Here is a 20550-nt window from a genome sequence, read left to right on the forward strand (position 1 = left end):
CCCTCAATTCCCCGAAACGAAGACCGGATTGAAAACCATCTCCCACTGATGGCCATCCGGATCCTGAAAATATCCGGAATGTCCGCCCCAGAAGGTCTTGCCTGCGGGCTTCACGAACCGCGCGCGCCAGCCCCAGGCCATCGCGGAAGAAGCGCATAGCCGTTTCCAGAACGTCGACGCCGATTGTCAGTACGCTGATTCCTGGTTTCATGTGGCGGCCTTCAAGGTCCGATAAGGGAAGCGCACCGCTCACGCCAGCAGCGTCGCGCCGGCCCACGCGATCAATACGATGCCCAGCGCGCGGCCGATGCGCTCGCCGCCGGGCAGGTTCTTCTCCACGAAGACGACGAGCGACAACGCGGCGATCCACACGAGATTCATCACGCCGCCGACGAACAGAAGCGCCATCAGCAGCCAGCAGCAGCCGACGCAGTAAAGGCCGTGGTGCAATCCGAGCCGGAAACTGCCGGCGGCGCCGGGCCGCCAATGCGTGGTGAGGAACTGCACCGGCGAGCGGCATTGCGTGAGGCAAGCGCGCTTGAACGGCGAAAGCTGATAAATCCCGGCCGCGGCCAGCACGATCGCGGAAAGGAGCGCGCTCTTCGACCACAGCATCATTGTCGAAATGAGGCCGGTTGGCTGCAGCACTTTCTGCAGCGATGCCGCAGCGATCGAAAACGCCAGCCAGGCCGTCAGGTAGCCGGCCAGCAGCGCCAGCGACGGCGCGGACGACGCCTCGTCGGCCGCGCCGTAATGTCGCAAGACGCGCCGGTACAGCAGGATGAGCGGCGCGGCACCGGGCATCATCATCGCGATCATCATCGTCCACCACATGACGATCACGGTCGCCAACGACGGGTCCATGCTGCCGATGCCGTGCGGCAGCCGATGCGGGAAGAGCGTAGCGGCCGTCATGTCGAGCGCCGACATGCCCATTCCCGCGCCTGTCCACAGGTAGAACCACGACAGCGCGACGACGGCCGCCATGCCGAGCGCGGTGACGACGCGCTCGTGCCTGAAGAGTGGATCGATGCCGATCATGCGGCAGTGCGATGCCGGATCAGCCCCGTGTTGTTCATGTGCAGTCGCGCGAACTGCGCATAGGTATCCTTGAGATCCAGTGCGATGTTGCCGCGCGAACGGCTGGTGCCGGAGCCGATCTCGGCCAGTTCGTATTCGAAGCCGTGCGGCAGGTCGATCCGGGCGCGATGTTCGGCGCCCGTCACCGGATTGCGGATCGGTTCCCCGACGACGTCGAAAACGCCTTCGACATGAATCCGGCCGCGTCGGGCGTCGACGTCCACGTCGAAGTCGATCTTCGCGAAGATCGGATCGAACGCGTGCTCGAGCGTCGACGCGAATACCGAGAACATCGTGGCGAACGGTTCGGTGTCCTGCCCCGTCATGATTTTCAGAACGGCGTCGCGCTGCGCCGGGCTGGCCCGTTCGTCGACGATCGGCTGGCACTTGCCCTTGCCTTCGTGAATGGGGCCCGGCCACTGGAACACCACCGCGAGGTTGACGCCGTCGAGCCGCACGTCGCCGTAATGACCGCAGCCGATCGAAATCGCGCCCATCGCTTCGCAAAAGCCGTTGGTCGGCGGCGCGCTGAACTGGCAAGGGCAACCGTATGAGCAATTGCAGGTCATCAGTTCCGTGCCTTGAATTTCCCAGGGCGTCATGGCAGTGCTCCTTGCGCGCCGCGTCGAGTCGCGTGGTTCGAATCTAGTGCACGCGTTGGGGGAAGTCAAAGCAAGCGCTTGCCGCCGTTCGTAGCTGCGCGAACGGCAATGGCGGTGGTTGTGCGGGCAAGGTTCCGATGCTGCGCCGGACTCAGCGCGTGACGAACGGCGCGGCGGCGTCCGGCGCCGTGCGCGCATGCTTGCGTTGCCGCAACAGCGCGACGCGGCAATTCTCCCGCGCGGTCTCGCGGCCGTCGTCGTCGAGCAGCACGAGATCGCCGCGCATCACGTTGAACGTGATCACGTCTTCGCCGTCGCTGCCAAGCGTTTGCGGCGTATGGACGGAGCCGGCCGGTTCGAGCACCGTCGAGCCGGCCTGCGCGATCCAGTCGTATTCGACGTAGCGCCACGCGCCGTGCAATGTATAGACGAATACCTGCCCGTCGTGACGATGGCGCGGCAGCGTCCGGCCGGCGGGCATCTTCAGCAGCGCGGTCAGCGTGTCCTCGGCCGCGTTGATGTGCAGGTACTTGATCGCGAGGCCGGGGAGGTCCGGGCTCATCGGCAGCCACGGCAGCGCGTCGCCGGGCAGGCACGAGATCGGCGGCAGGTCGGTCGGGAGCGGAACGGACGGGAGTGTCATGGCGGGAGCGGAGGCGAGAGATGACAGGGACGGCGGCATTATCGCAGAGGGAGGCGGCGACCTTATGGCTTTGAGTCATCCAACGTTGCGATCGAGTCGTCGCGTTGCGACGGCCGTTCTGTCACGAACATTGTTGCAAACCATTTCCATTCGCTGGACGTATGTGTGGCTAACCGCTATTCCTTCAGCTTCCGAAAAAAAGCATAACGCTGAGAGAGAACACGATGGCCCGAGAACGAGGTGCACAAGGCGCGCTGGCGCAGTGGATAACCGGTCGTCAGTCGTATTTCCTGGAAGTGCCGGGCGCCCCGCGGGCGCAAGATCTGTCGATCATGTCGTTCGCGCTCGACGAGCGGCTTGGCGAGCCTTATCGGATCGAAGTGACGCTGACGAGTCCGGTTGCGCTCGCGCGCACCGACTACCTCAATCGCCCCGGCACCTTCACGATCGAACCGCCGGGAACGGGCGGGGCCGCTGGAGCGGCGCGCAAATTCGCCGGCTGCATCACCGCGTTCGGGCAGGTACGCAAGACGCGTGATTTCGTGTCGTACCGAATCGTCGTCGAGCCGTTCGTCGCGCGTCTGCGCCTTGCTCAGGCAACGCGCATCTATCAGCAGCAATCCGTACCGGAGATCATCGAATCGATTCTGAGACGACACGAATTCCGTTCCCATCAGTTTTCGTTCAAGCTGCGGCGCGCCTATCCACGTCTCGCATTCCGCATGCAGTACCGGATGTCCGATTGGGATTACCTTCACCTGCTGATGGAGCAGACGGGCTTGTACTGCTTCTTCCGCGCCGGACAGCACGGCGACGAACTGCATTTCGGCGACGACGTCGATGCCTATACGTATCGGCCGAACGTCACCATCCCATACCGCGAAGCAAGCGGCCTCGAAACCGGCCACGAAGCCATGCTGGCGCTCGAATCGCATAGCGAAACGATCCCGCAGACGATCAAGGTCGCCGACTACAACCCGGAGAAGGCCTACGATCGGTTCAAGGCCGAAGCCAATATCGCGCGCGACGATCCGACGACATGGGGCCAGTGCTACATATACGGCTCGCACCATCTGGACGGTGACGAAGCCAGGCGCGAAGCGCAGTTGCGCCACGAGGCCGCCGTCGCGTGGCAGGTCGTGTATTCCGGCAAGAGCTCCGTAGTGGATTTTGCGCCCGGACTCGTCGTGAAACTCGACGAGAAGCAGGCCGACGCGCCGCATGGGATCGTGATCGTATCGGTGCGGCATCAGGGCGGCCGTGATACGTCGTATGTCAACACTTTCGAGGCCATTCCGTCAGGACGACCGTTCCGCCTAAAACTCGACGAGCGTCGCCATCCGACGATCGCCGGCACGTTGTCGGCGCGAATCACGACGCCGGACGCTTCGCCATACGCAAATCTGACGAGCGCCGGCCTGTACACGGTGCGCTTCGATTTCGACTTCGACGACTGGCCGGCAGGCGGCGAATGCGTGCCGCTGCGGCTCGCCAAGCCGTTCGCGGGCGGGAATCAGACCGGGTTTCATTTTCCGTTGCTGGCCGATACGGAGGTGGCTGTTGCATTCGTCGGAGGGAATCCGAATCGGCCATATATCGCACACGCACATCACCACAGCCAGGCCGTCGACCTTGTGACGGGCCGCGATGGTTTCAATTCGCGCAACGTGATACGCACGCAGGCGAACAACAAGCTTCGTTTCGAAGATTTCAAGGGGCGCGAGGGGATCAAGCTGTCGACTGACTACGGCGGGAAGACGCAGGTCAATCTCGGTCATCTGGTGGACAGCCGTAAAGCGACGCGCGGCGAGGGATTCGAAGTCCGCACCGACGAGCGTGGCGTGTTGCGCGCAGGCAAGGGGCTGTTCCTGTCAGCCGACGCTCAGTCGAACGCGGGTGGTCATGCGTTCGACATGACGGTTGCGCGGGAGCAACTCGATGCTGCCCGATCGCGAATGAAGAGCCTGGCCGACGCGGTCGCGACAGCCAAAGCGACGGTTGCCGCCTGTGAAGCCCAACAGGCGTTGCTGGAAGCAAGGATCAAGGATCTGCAGGCGGCAGTGCTGCTCGTTTCCGCACCGCACGGGGTGGCGATTACGAGCGGCGAGCACATGCAACTGGCAACCGGCGGACATCTGTTCACGACGACCGGCGGCAATGCGGATGCGGCAGTCGGCGGAAATTACACGGTCGCGGCCGGCAATGCTGTGTCGATGTATGCGAATGCGCAAGGCATGAAGCTATACGCAGGAGCAGGCAAGGTGGACGTTCAGGCGCAAGGGGATGCGCTGGAACTGACGGCCTTGAAGGGCGTGACGATTGCGAGCACGTCGGACGCGGTGACGCTGAACGCGAACAAATCGCTGACGCTGATGTGCGGGGGCGCGTACATCAAGCTGTCGGGCGGTCAGGTAGAGATCGGCAGCGCGGGCCATATCCGGCTGAAGGGGCCGTTGCGCATCGAACCGTCCGGCACCCAGCGGCAGGCGTTGCCGCTGATGCCGAAGCAGGAACAGACCGGCATGCAACTCTGGCACGCGTACCCGAACGGCGAGCCGGTGGGGCACGCGCCATACCGCGTGACGTTCCCGGACGGCTCGTGGCGCGAAGGCCGGCTGGACGCCAGCGGGCGCGGCACGCTGGCGACCGTGCCGCGAGGCGGCGGCACGGTCGAGTATCTCGAGGAAGACCACGATCTGCAGGACAGGGCGCGCAAGTGGAGCGATCCGAATGGCGCGGCGCAGCTGGACAGGGCTGCAGGCAACGCTGGCGATGCCGTTCCCAGTCTTGTTGGGCCGGCGATGGCCGCGCCGATTGCGCGGGTTGTGGAGTCGGCAACTGCGATCAAGGCGACGGTGTCGAGCGTTGCAGCAAGTGTTGCCAAGGGCGATGTCGCGGCACTCCGTCAGGCTGGATTCGACGTGCTCGAACAGCGGGCCGTAGGCTCAATGGCCAGCCATGCGACGACTTCTACGCCCGTGTTCGCCCAGAGCCTGACCAAGACCCTCGCGTCGAACTGACCGGGGCTTCGCACCCGCATCCGACTCCTCCAGACAAAGAACAAACCCATGGCCGGCACTAAAACCCTTCGCCCCCCGCAGCGCCCGATTCCCCAAGCCCTCCAGCAGAACGCCGAAGCCCGGCGCGTGATCGTCAGCCCGGTTCCCGCACCCGCGACCTCGCCGAAGGTGACCGCCGCCCGCGCCGAATCGGTGACGAACCACGGCCTCGAGATCTTCGTCCAGTGCCTGTACATGCTGCCGGTCGTCGGCAATGCGATGTCGCTCTACGACGTCGGCGTCGACATCTACCGGATCTGCAGCGAGCCCGGCGGCGCGAAGAAGGTCCTCAGCTGGAGCATCCTCGCGATCGACGCGATCGGCGTCGTGCCCGCAGCCGGCAATGCGACCCGCCCCGCCCGCGCGGTCGTCAAGGAGGTGTTGCTCGCGTTCGCGAAAGGCGCGGGCGCGGCGGCGCTGGTCGAGCTGTTCTGGGCCACGGCCGGCGGCGACGTGATCGCGTTCATGGCCGATCTGGATGCGCACCTGAAGCGATGGAAGAACGACATCGTCAAGGGCGTGCGCGACGCGTCGCAGACGGTGCGGCGCTTCGTGGTCAATCCGGTCTCGGCCGCGGAGCAGATGGGACGCATCCAAAAGAACAGCGGATTCCTGTCCTGGGTGCCGTCGACCGAGGCCATCGCGCTGCACGGGATCGATCAGCTGCTCAAGCTGTCCGGTCAGCGCGACGCGATCGTCGCGTGGCTCGACGAATTCGACCGCAACACCGGGCCGATGTTCGACGCGGCGTTCGGCGACGTGACGCAGGCCGGCAGCCTGCTGTTCATGGCCGCGCAGATCACCGCGGAGATCAAGGCGCGGCGCGCGCGCAGGGTGCCGTCGCATGTCGCGCAGGCCACGCCGGGCACGATGCGGGCGCCGCACCAGAAGCGCGGCGCGCATCGCGATTCGACGCAGAAGGGCGCGCAGCCGAGCCCGCTGCCGGCGAAGGACGGCTGCGGGTGCCCGCCCACCGCGAGCGCGAAGCCGGTCAACTACGCGATGGGCGACGAGAACCTCGAGCAGGCGGACTTCGTGCTCGACGGGATCGTGCCGATCGTGTGGACACGGCGCTACCGGTCGAGCCTCGCGGCGTACGACGCGAGTCCGCTCGGCGCACGCTGGAGCAGCCCGTATCACCTGTCGCTGGAAGAACGGGACGGCCTCCTGACGTTCTTCGATCCCGACAACCGGGCGGTGCCGCTGCCGCCGGTGAACGTGGGCGAATCAGCCGAGGTGCCGACCGAGCAGTTCACCGTCACGCGCCCGGACAGCCGGCTCATTCAACTGACCTATCCCGACGGCAGTCGGGAGGATTACGAACGGCACGGCACGGTGACGCATGCGCGCTATCGCCTCGTCTCCCGCCGGGGCCGCGACGGCCTCGGCCTGACCTTCTCGTACAACGAAGCCGGCGAACTCGCCACGCTCAGCGACGGTGCGGAGAACGCGATCCGCCTCGACTACGCCGACGGACGGGTGGCGGCAATCTACCGCGCCGGCGTGCCGGGCCTCGCCCGGGAAGCGCTCGCCCGCTACACCTACGACGCGGCGGGCGACCTGACCAGCCACGTCGACATGCTGGGATTCCGGCGCACGTATGCGTACCAGCAGCACCTGCTCACGCGCTACACGGACTTCAACGGCAACGCCGCGAATCTGGAATGGGACTGGCCGGGCCAGCGCGCCGGCGTGCCCGCGCCGGCCGACGCGCAGTGCGTGCGCACCTGGCTCGGCGACGACGGGCAGCACATGCAGGACGAGACGCGTTTCGAGTACCACCGCGAGCACTGGTACACGAAGGTCACCGATGCGCACGGCCACGCGACGATTCACCGCTACGACTATCACAACCGGATCGTACTGGTCGAATATGCGGATGGTTCGACGGACGCGTTCGAGTGGGACGCCCACCACCGTCTCGTCGGCACCCAAAACGCCCTGGGCCACACGCAGCGCTTCGACTACGACGCGCAGGGGCGCCTCACTGCCGAAACGGACGCGCTCGGCAACACGACACGCACCGAATACAACGCGGACGGCTTGCCGATCCAGGTCACGGCGCCGGATGGCCGCGTCACGCAGACCGACTACGACCCGCTCGGCCGGCCGATGTCGGCGACGGACGCTGCCGGCCGGACCACGCGCTACACCTGGAGCGGCAACGGCCGCCTGCTGTCGCTGACCGACCCGACAGGCGGCGTGAGGCGCTTCCGCCACGACAACGCGGGCCGGCTCGTCGAGTCGACCGACTGTTCCGGCCACGCGACGCGCTACGGCTATGACGAGCGCGGCCACCTGTCGCGCGTCACCGATGCCGAAGGCCACGCGACGCGCTACCGCTGCGACGCGCGGGGGCAGGTCGTCAGCGTCACGCATCCGGACGACGTCGAGGAGCGCTTCACGTGGGACGGCGAAGGCAACCTGCGCACCTACCGGAACGGCGCGGGCCAGGTGACGGAATACGCGTTCAACACGCGTCGGCAGCCGACCTGGCGCCAGGATGCGGCGGGACGGCAGCTGACGTATGCGTACGACCGGCAGTGGCGGCTGACCGCGCTGACCAACGAGAACGACGAGCAGGCCCGGTTCCGCTACGACCCGCTGGGGCAACTGATCGAGCAGACGGACTTCGACGGCAGCACGACCCGCTACCGGTGGGACGAGGCGGGCCGGCTGGCCGGCTCGACCGAAGGCGAGCTGGAAACGACCTACACGCGCGACCCGCTCGGGCGGCTCACGCGGCGCGAGATCGAAGGACCGGATGGCCGCGGCCGGGTTGCCGAGCACTTCTATTACGACGCGCGGGGCCGGCTGACGACCGCGCAGGGCACCAGCAGCAAGGTCCGGCTGCATTACGACGATGCCGACAACCTGATCGCCGAAGAGCAGACCCACTGCCCGGACACGGGCGTCGCCTACACGGCGGTGACGCGGCACGAATACGACGCGCTCGGCAACCGGATCCGCACGCAGTTGCCGAATACGCACACGATCGACTGGCTGCGCTACGGCTCGGGCCACGTGCACGGGGTGTTGCTGGACGGCCAGCCGCTGGTCGACTTCGAGCGCGACAAGCTGCATCGCGAGATCACCCGCCGTCACCGCAGTTTCGAGCAGAAGCGCGAATACGACCCGGCCGGGCGGCTGCAGCGGATGATCGTGCGCCGCGATGCGCACGCGCCGCCGACGGACTGGATCGCCGCGCGGCAGTACCGATACGACGCGGCGGGCCACCTGACGCGCATCGAGGATCGCACGCGCGGGTCAACGGACTACACGTACGACCCGGTGGGGCGGTTGCTGAAGGCGGTGACGCCCGATCTGAAGGAAGTCTTTGCGTTCGATCCGGCGGGCAATCCGGTGGACCCGGAGCAGATGACGCCGCGCCCGACCGAGGAAACACGTGAGGAGATGAGCCGGCGGCACCAGCGCATCATCGCGCAGGATCGGGCGTGGCAGGACGCGCATCCGGGCGAGCGGATGACGCCCGAGCAGATCGCGCGGCGCACGCGGATGGCAGACGAAGCCGGCCAGCTGGCCGCGTGGGAGAAGGCGTTGCCGAAGTGCATGGGCAACGTGCTGAAGGAATTGAACTGTACCCGCTACGACCATGACGCGCACGGCAACCTGATCCGCAAAACCGAGCCGGGCGGCGCGACGTGGCTGTACGCCTACGATGCGGCGAACCGGCTGACGCGGGCCGATCGCTACGCGAAACCGCCGGCGGCGAACGAGATCGACCGGCTCGAGCGGACGCAGGACGGCACCGCGTTCATTCCGGGCACGGTGCGGCCGGCCTTGCAGGTGCGCTTCGAGTACGACGCGTTCGGGCGGCGCACGCTGAAGGAGGCGGGCCGGCCGGACGGCAGCCTCGACCGGACGGTGTTCACGTGGGACGGCGACGTGCTGCTGATGGAGGAGCGCTTCCACCTGCCGCCGCGGCAGCCGGGCGAACGTGAGCCACTGACCTTCCGCCCGGTGCAGATCGTGCGCGAGGATCCGGACGACGCGGACGCGCTGCCGGTGGCGCAGCGGATGCATACGCTGAGCGAGCGGCATCAGTGGCAAGGGGCGTCGCTCTATCTGCACGAACCCGGCACGTTCGTGCCGCTGGCACGGCTGGACGAGACGCTGGTGGAGGCGGCGTTCATTGCGACGGGGACGGATGGCCGGTTCGTGCAGGTGCCGGCGAAGACGCGGCATGCGACGCTGTTTTATCAGAACGATCATCTGGGGACGCCGCAGGAGTTGCTGGACGAGTCGGGGAAAGTGGTGTGGCTGGGTCGGTACCGGGCGTGGGGCGCGGAGAAGACGGTCTGGCAGGCACAGCCGGAACGCCATGAAGCGGGGAACCCGATCCGGTTCCAGGGGCAGTACCATGATGACGAGACGGGGCTGCATTACAACCGGCACAGGTACTACGATCCGAACTGCGGGCGGTTCATTAGCAAAGACCCGATCGGGCTTGCTGGCGGCATCAACGTCTTCCAGTACGCGCCGAATCCGGTAGGCTGGATCGATCCACTTGGATTGACGAGGAAAAAATGCCCTTGCCCTGACCGTCTTCCTAACGAGGCAATTGTATGTAGAGGCGGTAGTTGTACTGCCGAAAAGTTTCGTCAGGGATCTGGTGTCACTGTCGGCGCAGACGGAAAACTAGATGGAGTCTCGGTAAGCAGTGCTACGGGAAGGTCACTAGACGAACTGACTGATGGTATCCCGCATGGGAAGGTCGGTGTTACAACGGTCGGAAATGTTAGGGCGGCAGGTGGTGATGTGGTTGCATCGCCAACTAGAAACAATCCGAATCATGCAACCTTATCGGGAATAACAGCGGAACGCGCAGAGGCACTCATGACGCCGACTGTCCGCAATCCAAATGCAAGAAAGTAGGTGGAATATGAACGATGAAATACTGAATGAAATCGAGGCTCGCTGTAAGGCGGCTACGCCAGGACCGTGGGTATCTTATGTTGAAGGAAGAGACCATGAAAGCGGTTCAAATTTCATCATGACTGGTCCGGAAGGGGATCGCAGTGACGATATCGAACTAAGTGGCGCCACCATCGCGGATCAAGATTTTATTGCGCATGCTAGACAAGATATACCACTGCTGGTTGCTGAGATTAGGAGACTCAAGGAAATGTTGATGCGTAAGTAGAAGCTGCGTTGCTTGCGGTCAAGTCATCATGACAATGAGACGTGGCTGCATTACAACCGGCATCGGAACTACGATCCGACGTCGGGACGGTACGTGTCGAAGGATCCGATCGGGCTGGCGGGTGGCATCAACGTCTTCCAGTACGCGTCGAATCCGACCGGCTGGATTGATCCGCTGGGTCTGACGTCTAAAACACCTCCGGCTTGTGGATGCTTGGATTGGTCGAGGATCAATCCAAAAACAGGAGAAACCGCACCTGAGCATGTGATGCGACATGGAGAGGGCATGCCTGATAGGAAAGTCTCGCACGGCGTTTTTGCTGATGATCCGATTGCAACAACAAATGCAGCATGGGATAAAACAGTTCACCAAAAAATTTCTCCAACCGTTGGCCCAAATGGTAACTTGGCTTACGACATTCCTTATTCGGAAGCAGGGTTGCAGGGGGGCAGGGGCTGTAGCAGGAAATCCAATACTGGATAGCGTTCGAATCGTAACTAGACCTAGTGGTACGAATAAAGTAGTCACATCGTTTCCTAGGTGAGGATTTGATGGAAGGAAGATATTGCGTGGTTGCCGCTTATGACGCCGGATTTGGTCATGGTGATGAACTGCATTTGATTACGTTATCCGATGGTCGCCTTATAGGGTATTCATCGGAGTTTGATAGCTGTACGACTGATATAGCCGATGCATGTGTGGCAGAAAGTGCCTCTTGCACCAAATGGTTTGGCTGGGATGAAGGGTGGCAGTGGCGAGCGGCGACACTTGAAGAAATCAAGGCGCTAAGGTTGGATAAATATGTGATAGGTTCGAAAAAAGATATGAAATTCAACACCCCCATTGAACCACTCTAACGATTGAAGGGCAGCGATAGCGACCTTTGGCGTCGCAATACATGTACGAGCCGCGAAGATTCACGTCGTTGGTCCGGGCGACGGGGCCGGCGATTCTGTGTGGCGGAGAAGATGAAACGCCAAGTTCGATGTGCGTACGACCCACTATTTGATCTGCTCTGGCCAACCGTCGTGCGATTTCGAGATGCCTTGTTGCGCAAGGCTCAACGACGTGTCATTTGCCGAACGTTACAACTACGACGATGAATGCGACGTGCATCGCTGCAGGAGATTGCGAATGTTGAAAGGTCGATCGTAGCGGCAGGTAGACTGGGCTGCACTATAACCGGCGTCGGTATTGTGATCTCAGCGTCGGGTGATTCATCGGCAAAGATCTCCATTGTCAATATTCGATAACTCAAGGGGGCTGCAAGATATCTTATCAACGCTCAAGCAAGTGTTTGTTTCGTCGGATGGTAATGGTGGAAAATTCACTTGTGCAAAGTTGGTTGTATATGAAAATTTGAGTCGAGGGGGAAATTGCGTTGGCTTTTCATAGATTTGATTTTGAATGGCTTGTTTGATCAAGTAAATCTTATTCTTCGTGTCGGGTAATTGATGTTTGCGGGTGCGCATGTTTCTGAAAAAATGTTGTGAATCCAGAAAAGATCGGGGGCTTGGATGTGGGATTTATTGTGTCGAGCATGGACGTGTGCATTGTTGGTAAAGGTGCGATTGGGTTGACCGTTGATTGTTGTTTGATTTATGAGATTTTTTTATGAAACCAAGAAAGGCTTCATTGATTTCTGGTCTGGTGGCGCTATTTGTATCTAATGCTGCGCAATCGGAAGAGCTGAGTTGGTTGGCTGACAAGACACTGTGCACTGCGAGCGTGCCGAATAAATTCTATAAGCCTGATGGCAACTCGGATCTTGCGAAGTTGCAACAGCTTCGCAAGTTGGTCGGGGCCGGGAAGGCTATCGCAGACGGCGCAGAGGTGATATTTGGTGTGAAGCCGGGAGTGACGCTATGGGGCTTCCCGGTGGAGTCGGTCGTGTTGCTGAAAAACGCTTATCCAGCCGGATCCAGCTTGGCGATTGACGTCAAGGGAAATATTGAAGACGTCAAGGAAAAACTTGATCGGGCGCTGACGGGTTACGAGCGCGCGGGGCCTTTTGTGAGTCGCTTCAATGATGCGTCGCAAGGGGATTCGATTGCGTATGTGCGCTCGGTCAAGTACAACCCTGGCTATGTCAACCAAGGCTTGGACGAGAAAATTGGAACGTTCAGGGTATTCCTCAGCACGTCAAAAAGCAGTTCTGATCTTCGTACGTCCGTGTATTGTGCCGTAGAGCAGGAATGACAGACTTTGAAGTGGCATCAGGTACATGTGTTGACAAGTCTCGCTCGAATACAGAGTGGGAATGGGTTGTGCGCCGAGCTTTAAGCGTCTGCGGAAGCGGACTGGAAATCGATAAACCCTCAGTAAGAAAGCGTCGCTCTCGCAACAATGTGGATATTCCCGTTGCTTTCGGACGTCGGTAAATTCGGTGCTCTGCCACTCGCTGAGACGTAACCTACTAATGTGAATTTTCCAGGAGCAAACCCATGACCTCAATTGCATGCATCGGCGACCCGACCACCCACGGCGGCTCCGTCATCACGGGCTATATGAACGCGTCCCGTTTGCAACAGTTTTCGAATGTTCAGACAGACAGGATGGCTGCAGCTCTATATCCGGCCTTGTTGCAGCCGATCCTGCCGCTGCGGGCCTCTATGAAATCCGCTGACTCGCCCCTCATTCTCCTGGCGAGCTCGAAGCTCGTCACGTGATTCAGGTTTAGCAAGTCCCGGTCCTACCTGACTTGTCATCACACTCGATTGCTGCGCAACCTTTCGACGTTCACCCTGTGTTAAACGTTGGTCTTCTACCTCGCCTGAGCCGTTCAGACCGGTTTCACGCTCAAGTAGTCCTTCTGATACGGCCGGTCATGGGCCAGTACCGCCCAGATCGTGCGCGCCATCTTGTTCGCTAGCGCGACGATCACCACATTCATCGGCCGCCGCTTCTTCATCTGCTCGACCCACGGGCCGGGCTCCTTCGCATGCGTCAACACGCTTCGCGCACCATGGATCAGCAGCGTGCGCAAATATGTGTCGCCTCTCCTGCTGATTCCGTGCAGGTTCACCTTGCCGCCCGAGCCGGTCTGCTTGGGCACTAATCCGGCCCATGCCGCGAACTCTCGCCCCGAGCTGAACGCTTTCGGATCGCCCATCATCGCCACCGCCGCCGTGGCCGTGAGCAACCCGACGCCGGGTATCTCGCTGATCGCCTTTACGGCCCGCTCTTCCTTCTTCCAGTCGCGCATCCGGCGCTCGATTTCGGCAATCTGCTCGTCCAGCCTCGCCAACCCGTTCCACTGCTCGCGCAACGTCTCGATCAGCGCCGCCGGCAAGCGCTCGGTGATCCGGCCAAGCACGGCCGGTATTTCCTTGTCCAGCTTCGCCCGGCCCTTGCTCATCACCTCGCCGTATTCCGTCAGCAAACCGCGCAGTCCGTTGCTCTGCATCGTGCGGAACTTCACCAACTGCTCACGCATGCGGTGCAGCGCCAACATCGCCTGCTGCATCTCGCTCTTCACCGCCACCGGCTTGCCCGGCTGCTGCACCGCCAGCCAAATCGCCCGCGCGTCCGCCGCATCGTTCTTGTTGCGAATGTTGAACGCTTTCACGAACTGCGCCGGCATCAGCCTCACCTCGTGACCCAGCTTCGTCAATTGACGGGCCCAGTGGTGCGCGCCACCACACGCCTCCATTCCGATCAGGCACCGCGCACGGTTGGCGAAGTGCTCCAGAAACTTTGCCCGCTTGATCGGCTTGTTCACGATCTCTCCGCTTTCCTGATCGACGTAATGCACCTGGAAAACCTGCTTGGCGATATCTACGCCTACGGCCATACTGTTCATCGTGGATCCTCCGGTTGCCGGGAAATGCTTGCATTTTCCACCTGGGCACTTCGATGCCGTCGGCCCGTGAGGATCCACCCACTTCCTCTGCTTTCACTGCCTCGGGTGGGACGCGTTCATTTCAATTCTCCGATACGATGGACGTGATGGGGCGCAAAGCCGCGCGTCGCGGCGATCTGGTGTCGTGCCCGATCGAAGGGCACGGCGTGAACCCGATCATTGAAGGATCGGACATGATTCTCGACAATGGCGTACCTATCGCCCTGCACGGTCATCGGTGCGCGTGCGGCTGTCAGCTGATCGCATTCGGAACCGACGCGACTCTTGAATAAGCACGGGCGCCGCTTGGCGCCGATCTGCTCGCCGGTCGGAAACGCCTACCCGCCGCCAGCCCCCTCCCGCCCACGCGCATGCGCCGCCTCGAGACAATTCTGAAACAACAACGCCGCCCGCGATGGCCGCGGCGAGCGCCTGAGCAGACTCACGAACCGGCACGTGTAATAAAACCGATGCGGCGCGATCGCCTGCATCAGCCCCTTGCTCTCGAAGCTCTCCGCATAATGATCCGGCAAAAACCCGAGATACCGCCCTGACAGGATCAGCGTCGCGATCGACTCCTGGTCCGACGCGGTCGCACTGCGCGTGAGCTTCGCTCGATGACTCAGCTCCATGTTCGGCGAATGGAACCCGAGCCCCGCGAATGCATGATGACGGATCGTCGTCCACGTCAGCTTCCCGTGCGGCGCATCGAACAGCGGATGCTGGCGGCCGCAGTAGAGCAGCATCCGCTCGTCGAACAGCTCCGAATAGACGAGGCTGCCGGAGCTGCGGTGCGCCGGAATGATCCCGACCTGGTAACTGCCGTCGATGATCCCGCGCTCGACCTCGTTGATCGACGCGACGTGCAGGTTCAGCGCGACATCCGGCGCCTCGTCGGCGAACTGCCGGATCGCGTCGCCGAGGCGCGCGTTCGGGTTGGTCGCGGTCTTGTCGAACACCGCGATATGCAACTCGCCGCCCATCCGGTCGTGAATCCCGTCGACCCGGCTGCGGAACGCCTCCATCGACGCCAGCAGGCGCAGCGTCTCCTCGTACACCGTCTGCCCCTCCGGCGTCAGCGTGAAGCCGGCGCGGCCGCGCCGGCACAGCACGAGGCCGAGGCGGGTCTCGAGGTCCTTCACGTGGCGGCTGATCGTCGAGATGCCGATGTTCAGCTCCAGCTCTGCGGCCGCCATCCCGCCGCACTGCACGACGCCCTTGAAGACCCGCAAGAGGCGCAGGTCCATGTCGCTGAGCTGCCCGAGCAGCGCGCGGCTCTTCGGTTTCTTTGCTTGCATAATTGCGCAAGTGAACATTGATATTGCGATATTCAAAAGACTAATTGTCGTCCCGACAATGCGCAACATCTACCAAGAAGGAGGGGCGCGCCGCGCCGACCGACATGACCGACGCCATTACCGCCACGCAACAGGAAGACACGTCGCTGCGCACCGATGCCGCGTGGCTCGACGCACACTGGATGCCGTTCACGGCCAACCGCCAGTTCAAGTCCGACCCGCGCATGATCGTGTCGGGCAAGGGCGCGTATTACACGGACGCCGAAGGCCGGAAGATCTTCGACGGCCTGTCGGGCCTCTGGTGCACGGGCCTCGGCCACGGCCGCACCGAGATCACCGACGCGGTGAGCCGCCAGGTGGCGCAGCTCGACTACGCGCCGGCATTCCAGTTCGGCCATCCGAAATCGTTCGAGCTGGCGAACCGGATCAAGGACCTGACGCCGGCAGGCCTCGACTACGTGTTCTTCACGGGCTCGGGCTCGGAAGCGGCCGACACGTCGCTGAAGCTGGCCCGCGCGTACTGGCGCGCGAAGGGCAAGGGCACGAAGACGCGCCTGATCGGCCGCGAGAAGGGCTATCACGGCGTGAACTTCGGGGGCATCTCGGTCGGCGGCATCGGGCCGAACCGCAAGCTGTTCGGCCAGGGCATCGACGCCGACTTCCTGCCGCACACGCAGCTGCCGGAAAACAAGTTCTCGCGCGGGATGCCGGAGCACGGCGCGGATCTCGCCGACCGCCTGCTCGACCTGATCGCGCTGCACGACGCGTCGAACATCGCGGCGGTGATCGTCGAGCCGTTCTCGGGCTCGGCGGGCGTGGTCGTGCCGCCGAAGGGCTACCTGCAGCGCCTGCGCGACATCTGCACCGCGCACGACATCCTGCTGATCTTCGACGAAGTGATCACGGGCTTCGGCCGCGCCGGCGCGATGACGGGCGCGGAAGCGTTCGGCGTGACGCCGGACATCATGAACATCGCGAAGCAGGTGACGAACGGCGCGCAGCCGCTCGGCGCCGTGATCGCGAAGAAGGACATCTACGACACGTTCATGGCCGCGGGCGGGCCCGAGTACATGCTCGAGTTCCCGCACGGCTACACGTACTCGGCGCACCCGGTCGCGTGCGCGGCGGGCGTCGCGGCGCTCGACCTGCTCGTGAAGGAAGACGCGGTCGCCCGCGTGCGCGCGCTCGCGCCGCATTTCGAGGCGGCGGTGCACGGGCTTAAGGGCCAGCGCCATATCGCGGACATACGCAACTACGGCCTCGCCGCGGGCCTGACGATCGCGGCGCTGCCCGGCGAGCCGGCGCGCCGTCCGTACGAGATCGCGATGCGCTGCTGGGCAAAGGGCTTCTACGTGCGCTACGGCGGCGACACGATCCAGCTCGCGCCGCCGTTCATCGCCGAGAAGCGCGAGATCGACAACCTGATCAACGCGCTGTCCGACGCACTGAACGAAGTGGCGTGAGCCGCGCCGCGGCACGCTCCACGATCGACCGAATTCACGAACGAGTCTCAACGATGAAACACGATAGCAACGTCACCTCCACCCTCGGCCACCTGATCGACGGCAAGCGCGTCGACGGCGGCAGCCGCGTCCAGCCGGTGTTCGATCCGGCGACGGGCGCATCGGACAAGAGCGTCGCGCTCGCCGACAAGCTGACGGTCGAGGCCGCGATCGCGTCCGCGCAAGCCGCGTTCCCGGCCTGGCGCAACACGCCGCCGCTGAAGCGCGCGCGCGTGATGAGCCGCTTCAAGACGCTGCTCGAGGAGCACGCGGACGAGCTGTGCGCGCTGATCACGGCCGAGCACGGCAAGGTGCTCGCCGACGCGATGGGCGAGCTGCAGCGCGGGATCGAGAACGTCGAGTACGCGAGCTACGCGCCCGAGCTGCTGAAGGGCGAGCACAGCAAGAACGTCGGCCCGGCGATCGACTCGTGGAGCGAATTCCAGGCGCTCGGCGTCGTGGCGGGCATCACGCCGTTCAACTTCCCGGTGATGGTGCCGCTGTGGATGTGGCCGATGGCGGTCGCGTGCGGCAACACGTTCGTGCTGAAGCCGTCGGAGCGCACGCCGTCGTCCACGCTGCGGATGGCCGAGCTGGCGCTCGAGGCCGGGCTGCCGCCGGGCGTGCTGAACGTCGTGAACGGCGACAAGGAAGCGGTCGACACGATCCTGACCGACACGCGCGTGAAGGCCGTGAGCTTCGTCGGCTCGACGCCGATCGCCGAGTACATCTATACGACCGGCTGCGCGCACGGCAAGCGCGTGCAGGCGCTCGGCGGCGCGAAGAACTTCGCGGTCGTGATGCCGGACGCGGACATCGGCAACGCGGTCAACGCGCTGATGGGCGCGGCGTACGGCTCGTGCGGCGAGCGCTGCATGGCGATTCCGCTGGTCGTCGCGATCGGCGACGAAACGGGCGACAAGGTGGTCGAGGGCCTGAAGGCCGAGATCGCGAAGATGAAGGTCGGCCCGGGCACCGGCGCAGGCATCGACATGGGCCCGCTCGTTACACGGCAGCATTTCGAGAAGGTGACGGGCTTCGTCGAGGCCGGCGTCGCAGCCGGCGCGAAGCTGGTGGTCGACGGCCGCGGCGTGAAGGTCGACGGCCACGACGGCGGCTACTACCTCGGCCCGTGCCTGTTCGACGACGTGAAGCCCGGCATGCCGATCTATCAGCACGAGATCTTCGGGCCGGTGCTGGGCGTCGTGCGCGTGAAGTCGCTCGACGACGCGATGGCGCTGATCGACGCGCACGAATACGGCAACGGCACGTGCCTGTTCACGCGCGACGGCGAAGCGGCGCGCTTCTTCAGCGACAACATCCAGATCGGCATGGTCGGCATCAACGTGCCGCTGCCGGTGCCGGTCGCGTATCACTCGTTCGGCGGCTGGAAGCGCTCGCTGTTCGGCGACCTGCACGCGTACGGTCCGGACGCGGTGCGGTTCTACACGAAGCGCAAGACGATCACGCAGCGCTGGCCGTCGGCCGGCGTGCGCGAAGGGACGGTGTTCAGCTTCCCGTCGAGCCGCTGACGCACGTGACGCCTGCCGGTGCGGCGGGCGGTGCAGGGCAGCCCGTGAAGGCCCGGCCGGAGTCGTTCCGGCCGGGCCTTTTTGCGCCGTGCGAGCCTACGGCGTGACGACGTGCCACATCTTGTTGTAGTTGTCGCCGTTGCGCTCGCCCTGTTTCATGTCCTTCGAGAAGAAATACAGCGGCTTGCCCTTGTACGCCCACTGCGGGCTGCCGTCGTCGCGCTTGACGATCGTATACGGGCCGACGGGCACGTCGTTCGTGCTCGCCTTGTACGGCGGCCAGAACGTTTCGCACTGGCCCGTGCACGCGCTGGCGTTGGGCTTGTCCTTGTCGAAGCTGTACAGAGTCATCCCGTTCGCGGCGACGAGCGCGCCGTTTTCGACGCTCGTGATGGCGCCCTGCGCCAACGCCGACGCCGATACGACGGCGAGCAGGGCGGAACTGGCGAGAAGCGCGGCTTTCTTGATCATGATTGCCTCCTTGTTGTCCGGTGGGCGGTCGCGATCGCTCGCGCGTGGCGGCTGGGCGGTCCGGGATCGCGATGCGGCAAGCCTCGACGCAGCAGCCCGCGGCGGGCCGCGGGGGCGCTTAATTCACGATAGGCGGTTTTTTGCAGGGACGTGAGCTCGCGCAGCGACAAATATTCCCAATTGATCCATAAAAATACTATAATGCGGGGCAATAGGTAATATTTCAGAGGGCAACTGGCGTGCAGGACGTCTTTTACACAGTCGACGAAGCGGCGCAAAAACTCCGTCTTCATCCGAAGACCATTCTTCGCTTCATACGGGATGGGAAGCTGAACGCGAGCCGCGTCGGCAAGGCCTATCGGATCCGGCATGCGGACCTCGCGGCCGTTACCGGGGACGCGGTCGAGCCGGAGCCCGTTCGCGTCACCACGGTCGTCGACGTGCCCGACGCGCGCTCCGAGCTGCACCAGTACGTGGCAAGGAGCTTGCAGGCCGTGCTGAACACCCCGACGGCGCGCGACAGCGCCGTGCATCTCGAAACGATCTTCGATCCGGAGCGACGCCGGATCAGGGTCGTCGTCATCGCGTCGCTCGGCGATACCGCCGCGCTGCTTCAGACGCTGGACACCTTGCTGCAGTCGTTTCGCGGTTGAGCGGCGGGTCGTCGGAAACCACGCGGGCGCGAGGCCCGATTCTGTCAACGGAACACGGAGTAGCGGCGATGTCCTCGCGAGCGAAGCGGACGCGATCACGTTGATCGGGGACGCATGGTCGCACGAAGCGGGCTGGGTCGCCGTGCCGGTCGCGACCATGCACGACGACCTGTTTCGGCTCGAAACCCGCCTGCTCGGCAACATCACGCAGAAGTTCACGAACTACGGCATCGGCCTTGCGATCGTCGGCGACGTCGACGCTTGGCTGGCGCGCAGCCAGGCGCTGCGCGCGTTCGTCCACGAAAGCAATCGCGGGCGCACGATCCTGTTCGTCCCGCATGTGTCCGCGCTCGAACAGAAGCTCGCAATCGGGGCATGACGCGTTCGCCGCGTGGGCAATGACCCCGCGCGGCGCATCAGCGACCGATGCGATTCGTCAGCATGACGCCCGCGATCACGAGCACGCCGCCGGCCAGCAACAGGGCCGCGATCGCGAATCGTCCGGTCGCGGCCGTCGTCGCGGGCAGCGACGCGGCGAGCACGCGGCCCGCGATGAAGGTGCCGCCCCAGAACAGCGCGACCAGGGTGAGCTTGACGTAGATCCCGATGGGCGACCGCGCGTTGGCTGCGGCGACCGGCGTGGCGGGTGCGTTCATGTCTTCGACGAGATGGGACGGAAAGTTGTGAGGGCAACGGATCGCGCCG

Annotated in this window: 17 protein-coding genes and 3 pseudogenes; 12 read left to right on the forward strand and 8 right to left on the reverse strand. The window is 63.7% G+C overall.

The features are described from left to right. Positions 1 to 3 precede the first annotated feature (3 nt). The 4 genes and pseudogenes from KY49_RS39365 to KY49_RS29040 all read right to left on the reverse strand — a co-directional run. A pseudogene (locus KY49_RS39365) lies at positions 4 to 123 on the reverse strand (VOC family protein); the annotation flags it as partial. A gap of 126 nt (positions 124 to 249) precedes the next feature. Further along, positions 250 to 1041 carry a DUF2182 domain-containing protein gene (locus tag KY49_RS29030; RefSeq protein WP_042587808.1) on the reverse strand — a complete coding sequence of 264 codons (792 nt, stop codon included), beginning with the start codon at positions 1039 to 1041 and terminating at the stop codon, positions 250 to 252. Continuing rightward, positions 1038 to 1682, reverse strand: coding sequence for a DUF1326 domain-containing protein (locus KY49_RS29035; protein ID WP_042587809.1), 645 nt, complete (start codon positions 1680 to 1682; stop codon positions 1038 to 1040). Before KY49_RS29035 ends, KY49_RS29030 begins: the two co-directional genes overlap by 4 nt. Before the next feature lie 151 nt (positions 1683 to 1833). Further along, on the reverse strand, positions 1834 to 2325 hold the full coding sequence (locus KY49_RS29040; protein WP_042587810.1) for a 2,4'-dihydroxyacetophenone dioxygenase family protein: 492 nt from the start codon (positions 2323 to 2325) through the stop codon (positions 1834 to 1836). Between the two features lie 224 nt (positions 2326 to 2549). On the opposite strand from KY49_RS29040, the gene KY49_RS29045 reads away from it, so the two are divergent. The 7 genes and pseudogenes from KY49_RS29045 (at position 2550) to KY49_RS29060 (ending at position 13217) form a co-directional block, all read left to right on the forward strand. Further along, on the forward strand, positions 2550 to 5345 hold the full coding sequence (locus KY49_RS29045) for a type VI secretion system Vgr family protein (RefSeq protein ID WP_082062462.1): 2796 nt from the start codon (positions 2550 to 2552) through the stop codon (positions 5343 to 5345). A gap of 48 nt (positions 5346 to 5393) precedes the next feature. After that, on the forward strand, positions 5394 to 10280 hold the full coding sequence (locus KY49_RS29050) for an RHS repeat-associated core domain-containing protein (RefSeq protein WP_082062463.1): 4887 nt from the start codon (positions 5394 to 5396) through the stop codon (positions 10278 to 10280). A gap of 7 nt (positions 10281 to 10287) precedes the next feature. Further along, complete coding sequence (locus KY49_RS36415) at positions 10288 to 10548, forward strand: hypothetical protein (protein WP_197083614.1); 261 nt, start codon at positions 10288 to 10290, stop codon at positions 10546 to 10548. Positions 10549 to 10575: 27 nt separating this feature from the next. Continuing rightward, a pseudogene (locus KY49_RS39370) lies at positions 10576 to 10746 on the forward strand (RHS repeat-associated core domain-containing protein); the annotation flags it as partial. Positions 10747 to 11099: 353 nt separating this feature from the next. Continuing rightward, positions 11100 to 11405 (forward strand): hypothetical protein, encoded by a 306-nt coding sequence (locus KY49_RS37810; protein WP_156162633.1) that lies wholly within the window; start codon positions 11100 to 11102, stop codon positions 11403 to 11405. Positions 11406 to 12162: 757 nt separating this feature from the next. Then, positions 12163 to 12747, forward strand: a complete 585-nt coding sequence (locus KY49_RS29055; RefSeq protein WP_156162634.1) for a hypothetical protein — start codon at positions 12163 to 12165, stop codon at positions 12745 to 12747. Between the two features lie 245 nt (positions 12748 to 12992). After that, complete coding sequence (locus KY49_RS29060) at positions 12993 to 13217, forward strand: hypothetical protein (protein ID WP_042587812.1); 225 nt, start codon at positions 12993 to 12995, stop codon at positions 13215 to 13217. 113 nt (positions 13218 to 13330) lie between these two features. On the opposite strand, the gene KY49_RS29065 is transcribed toward KY49_RS29060, so the two are convergent. After that, positions 13331 to 14350 (reverse strand): IS110 family transposase, encoded by a 1020-nt coding sequence (locus KY49_RS29065; protein ID WP_042585031.1) that lies wholly within the window; start codon positions 14348 to 14350, stop codon positions 13331 to 13333. 53 nt (positions 14351 to 14403) lie between these two features. On the opposite strand from KY49_RS29065, the gene KY49_RS29070 reads away from it, so the two are divergent. Beyond that, positions 14404 to 14682: a PAAR domain-containing protein gene (locus KY49_RS29070; protein WP_042587813.1), complete on the forward strand. Its 279-nt coding sequence runs from the start codon at positions 14404 to 14406 to the stop codon at positions 14680 to 14682. 45 nt (positions 14683 to 14727) lie between these two features. On the opposite strand, the gene KY49_RS29075 is transcribed toward KY49_RS29070, so the two are convergent. After that, positions 14728 to 15687 carry a LysR family transcriptional regulator gene (locus tag KY49_RS29075; protein ID WP_042587814.1) on the reverse strand — a complete coding sequence of 320 codons (960 nt, stop codon included), beginning with the start codon at positions 15685 to 15687 and terminating at the stop codon, positions 14728 to 14730. A 104-nt stretch (positions 15688 to 15791) separates the two neighbouring features. Between KY49_RS29075 and KY49_RS29080 the strand changes: the two genes are divergently transcribed. Further along, positions 15792 to 17150 (forward strand): aspartate aminotransferase family protein, encoded by a 1359-nt coding sequence (locus KY49_RS29080; protein ID WP_042587815.1) that lies wholly within the window; start codon positions 15792 to 15794, stop codon positions 17148 to 17150. Between the two features lie 53 nt (positions 17151 to 17203). Then, complete coding sequence (locus KY49_RS29085; RefSeq protein WP_042587816.1) at positions 17204 to 18721, forward strand: CoA-acylating methylmalonate-semialdehyde dehydrogenase; 1518 nt, start codon at positions 17204 to 17206, stop codon at positions 18719 to 18721. 96 nt (positions 18722 to 18817) lie between these two features. Here the strand turns inward: KY49_RS29085 and KY49_RS29090 are convergent, their stop codons facing one another. Continuing rightward, the gene (locus KY49_RS29090; protein ID WP_042587817.1) at positions 18818 to 19192 is read right to left on the reverse strand and encodes a COG4315 family predicted lipoprotein; all 375 of its coding nucleotides are present in this window, start codon (positions 19190 to 19192) and stop codon (positions 18818 to 18820) included. A gap of 239 nt (positions 19193 to 19431) precedes the next feature. On the opposite strand from KY49_RS29090, the gene KY49_RS29095 reads away from it, so the two are divergent. Continuing rightward, complete coding sequence (locus KY49_RS29095; RefSeq protein ID WP_010099907.1) at positions 19432 to 19845, forward strand: helix-turn-helix domain-containing protein; 414 nt, start codon at positions 19432 to 19434, stop codon at positions 19843 to 19845. Then, the gene (locus KY49_RS39070) at positions 19790 to 20224 is read left to right on the forward strand and encodes a DUF4180 domain-containing protein (protein WP_269433349.1); all 435 of its coding nucleotides are present in this window, start codon (positions 19790 to 19792) and stop codon (positions 20222 to 20224) included. Before KY49_RS29095 ends, KY49_RS39070 begins: the two co-directional genes overlap by 56 nt. A gap of 94 nt (positions 20225 to 20318) precedes the next feature. Here KY49_RS39070 and KY49_RS29105 read toward each other — a convergent pair. Further along, positions 20319 to 20501 (reverse strand): annotated as a pseudogene (locus KY49_RS29105) (EamA/RhaT family transporter); the annotation flags it as partial. Positions 20502 to 20550 lie beyond the last annotated feature (49 nt).

The organism is Burkholderia sp. MSHR3999 (genome assembly GCF_000833595.1).
Taxonomy (GTDB): Bacteria; Pseudomonadota; Gammaproteobacteria; order Burkholderiales; family Burkholderiaceae; genus Burkholderia; species Burkholderia ubonensis.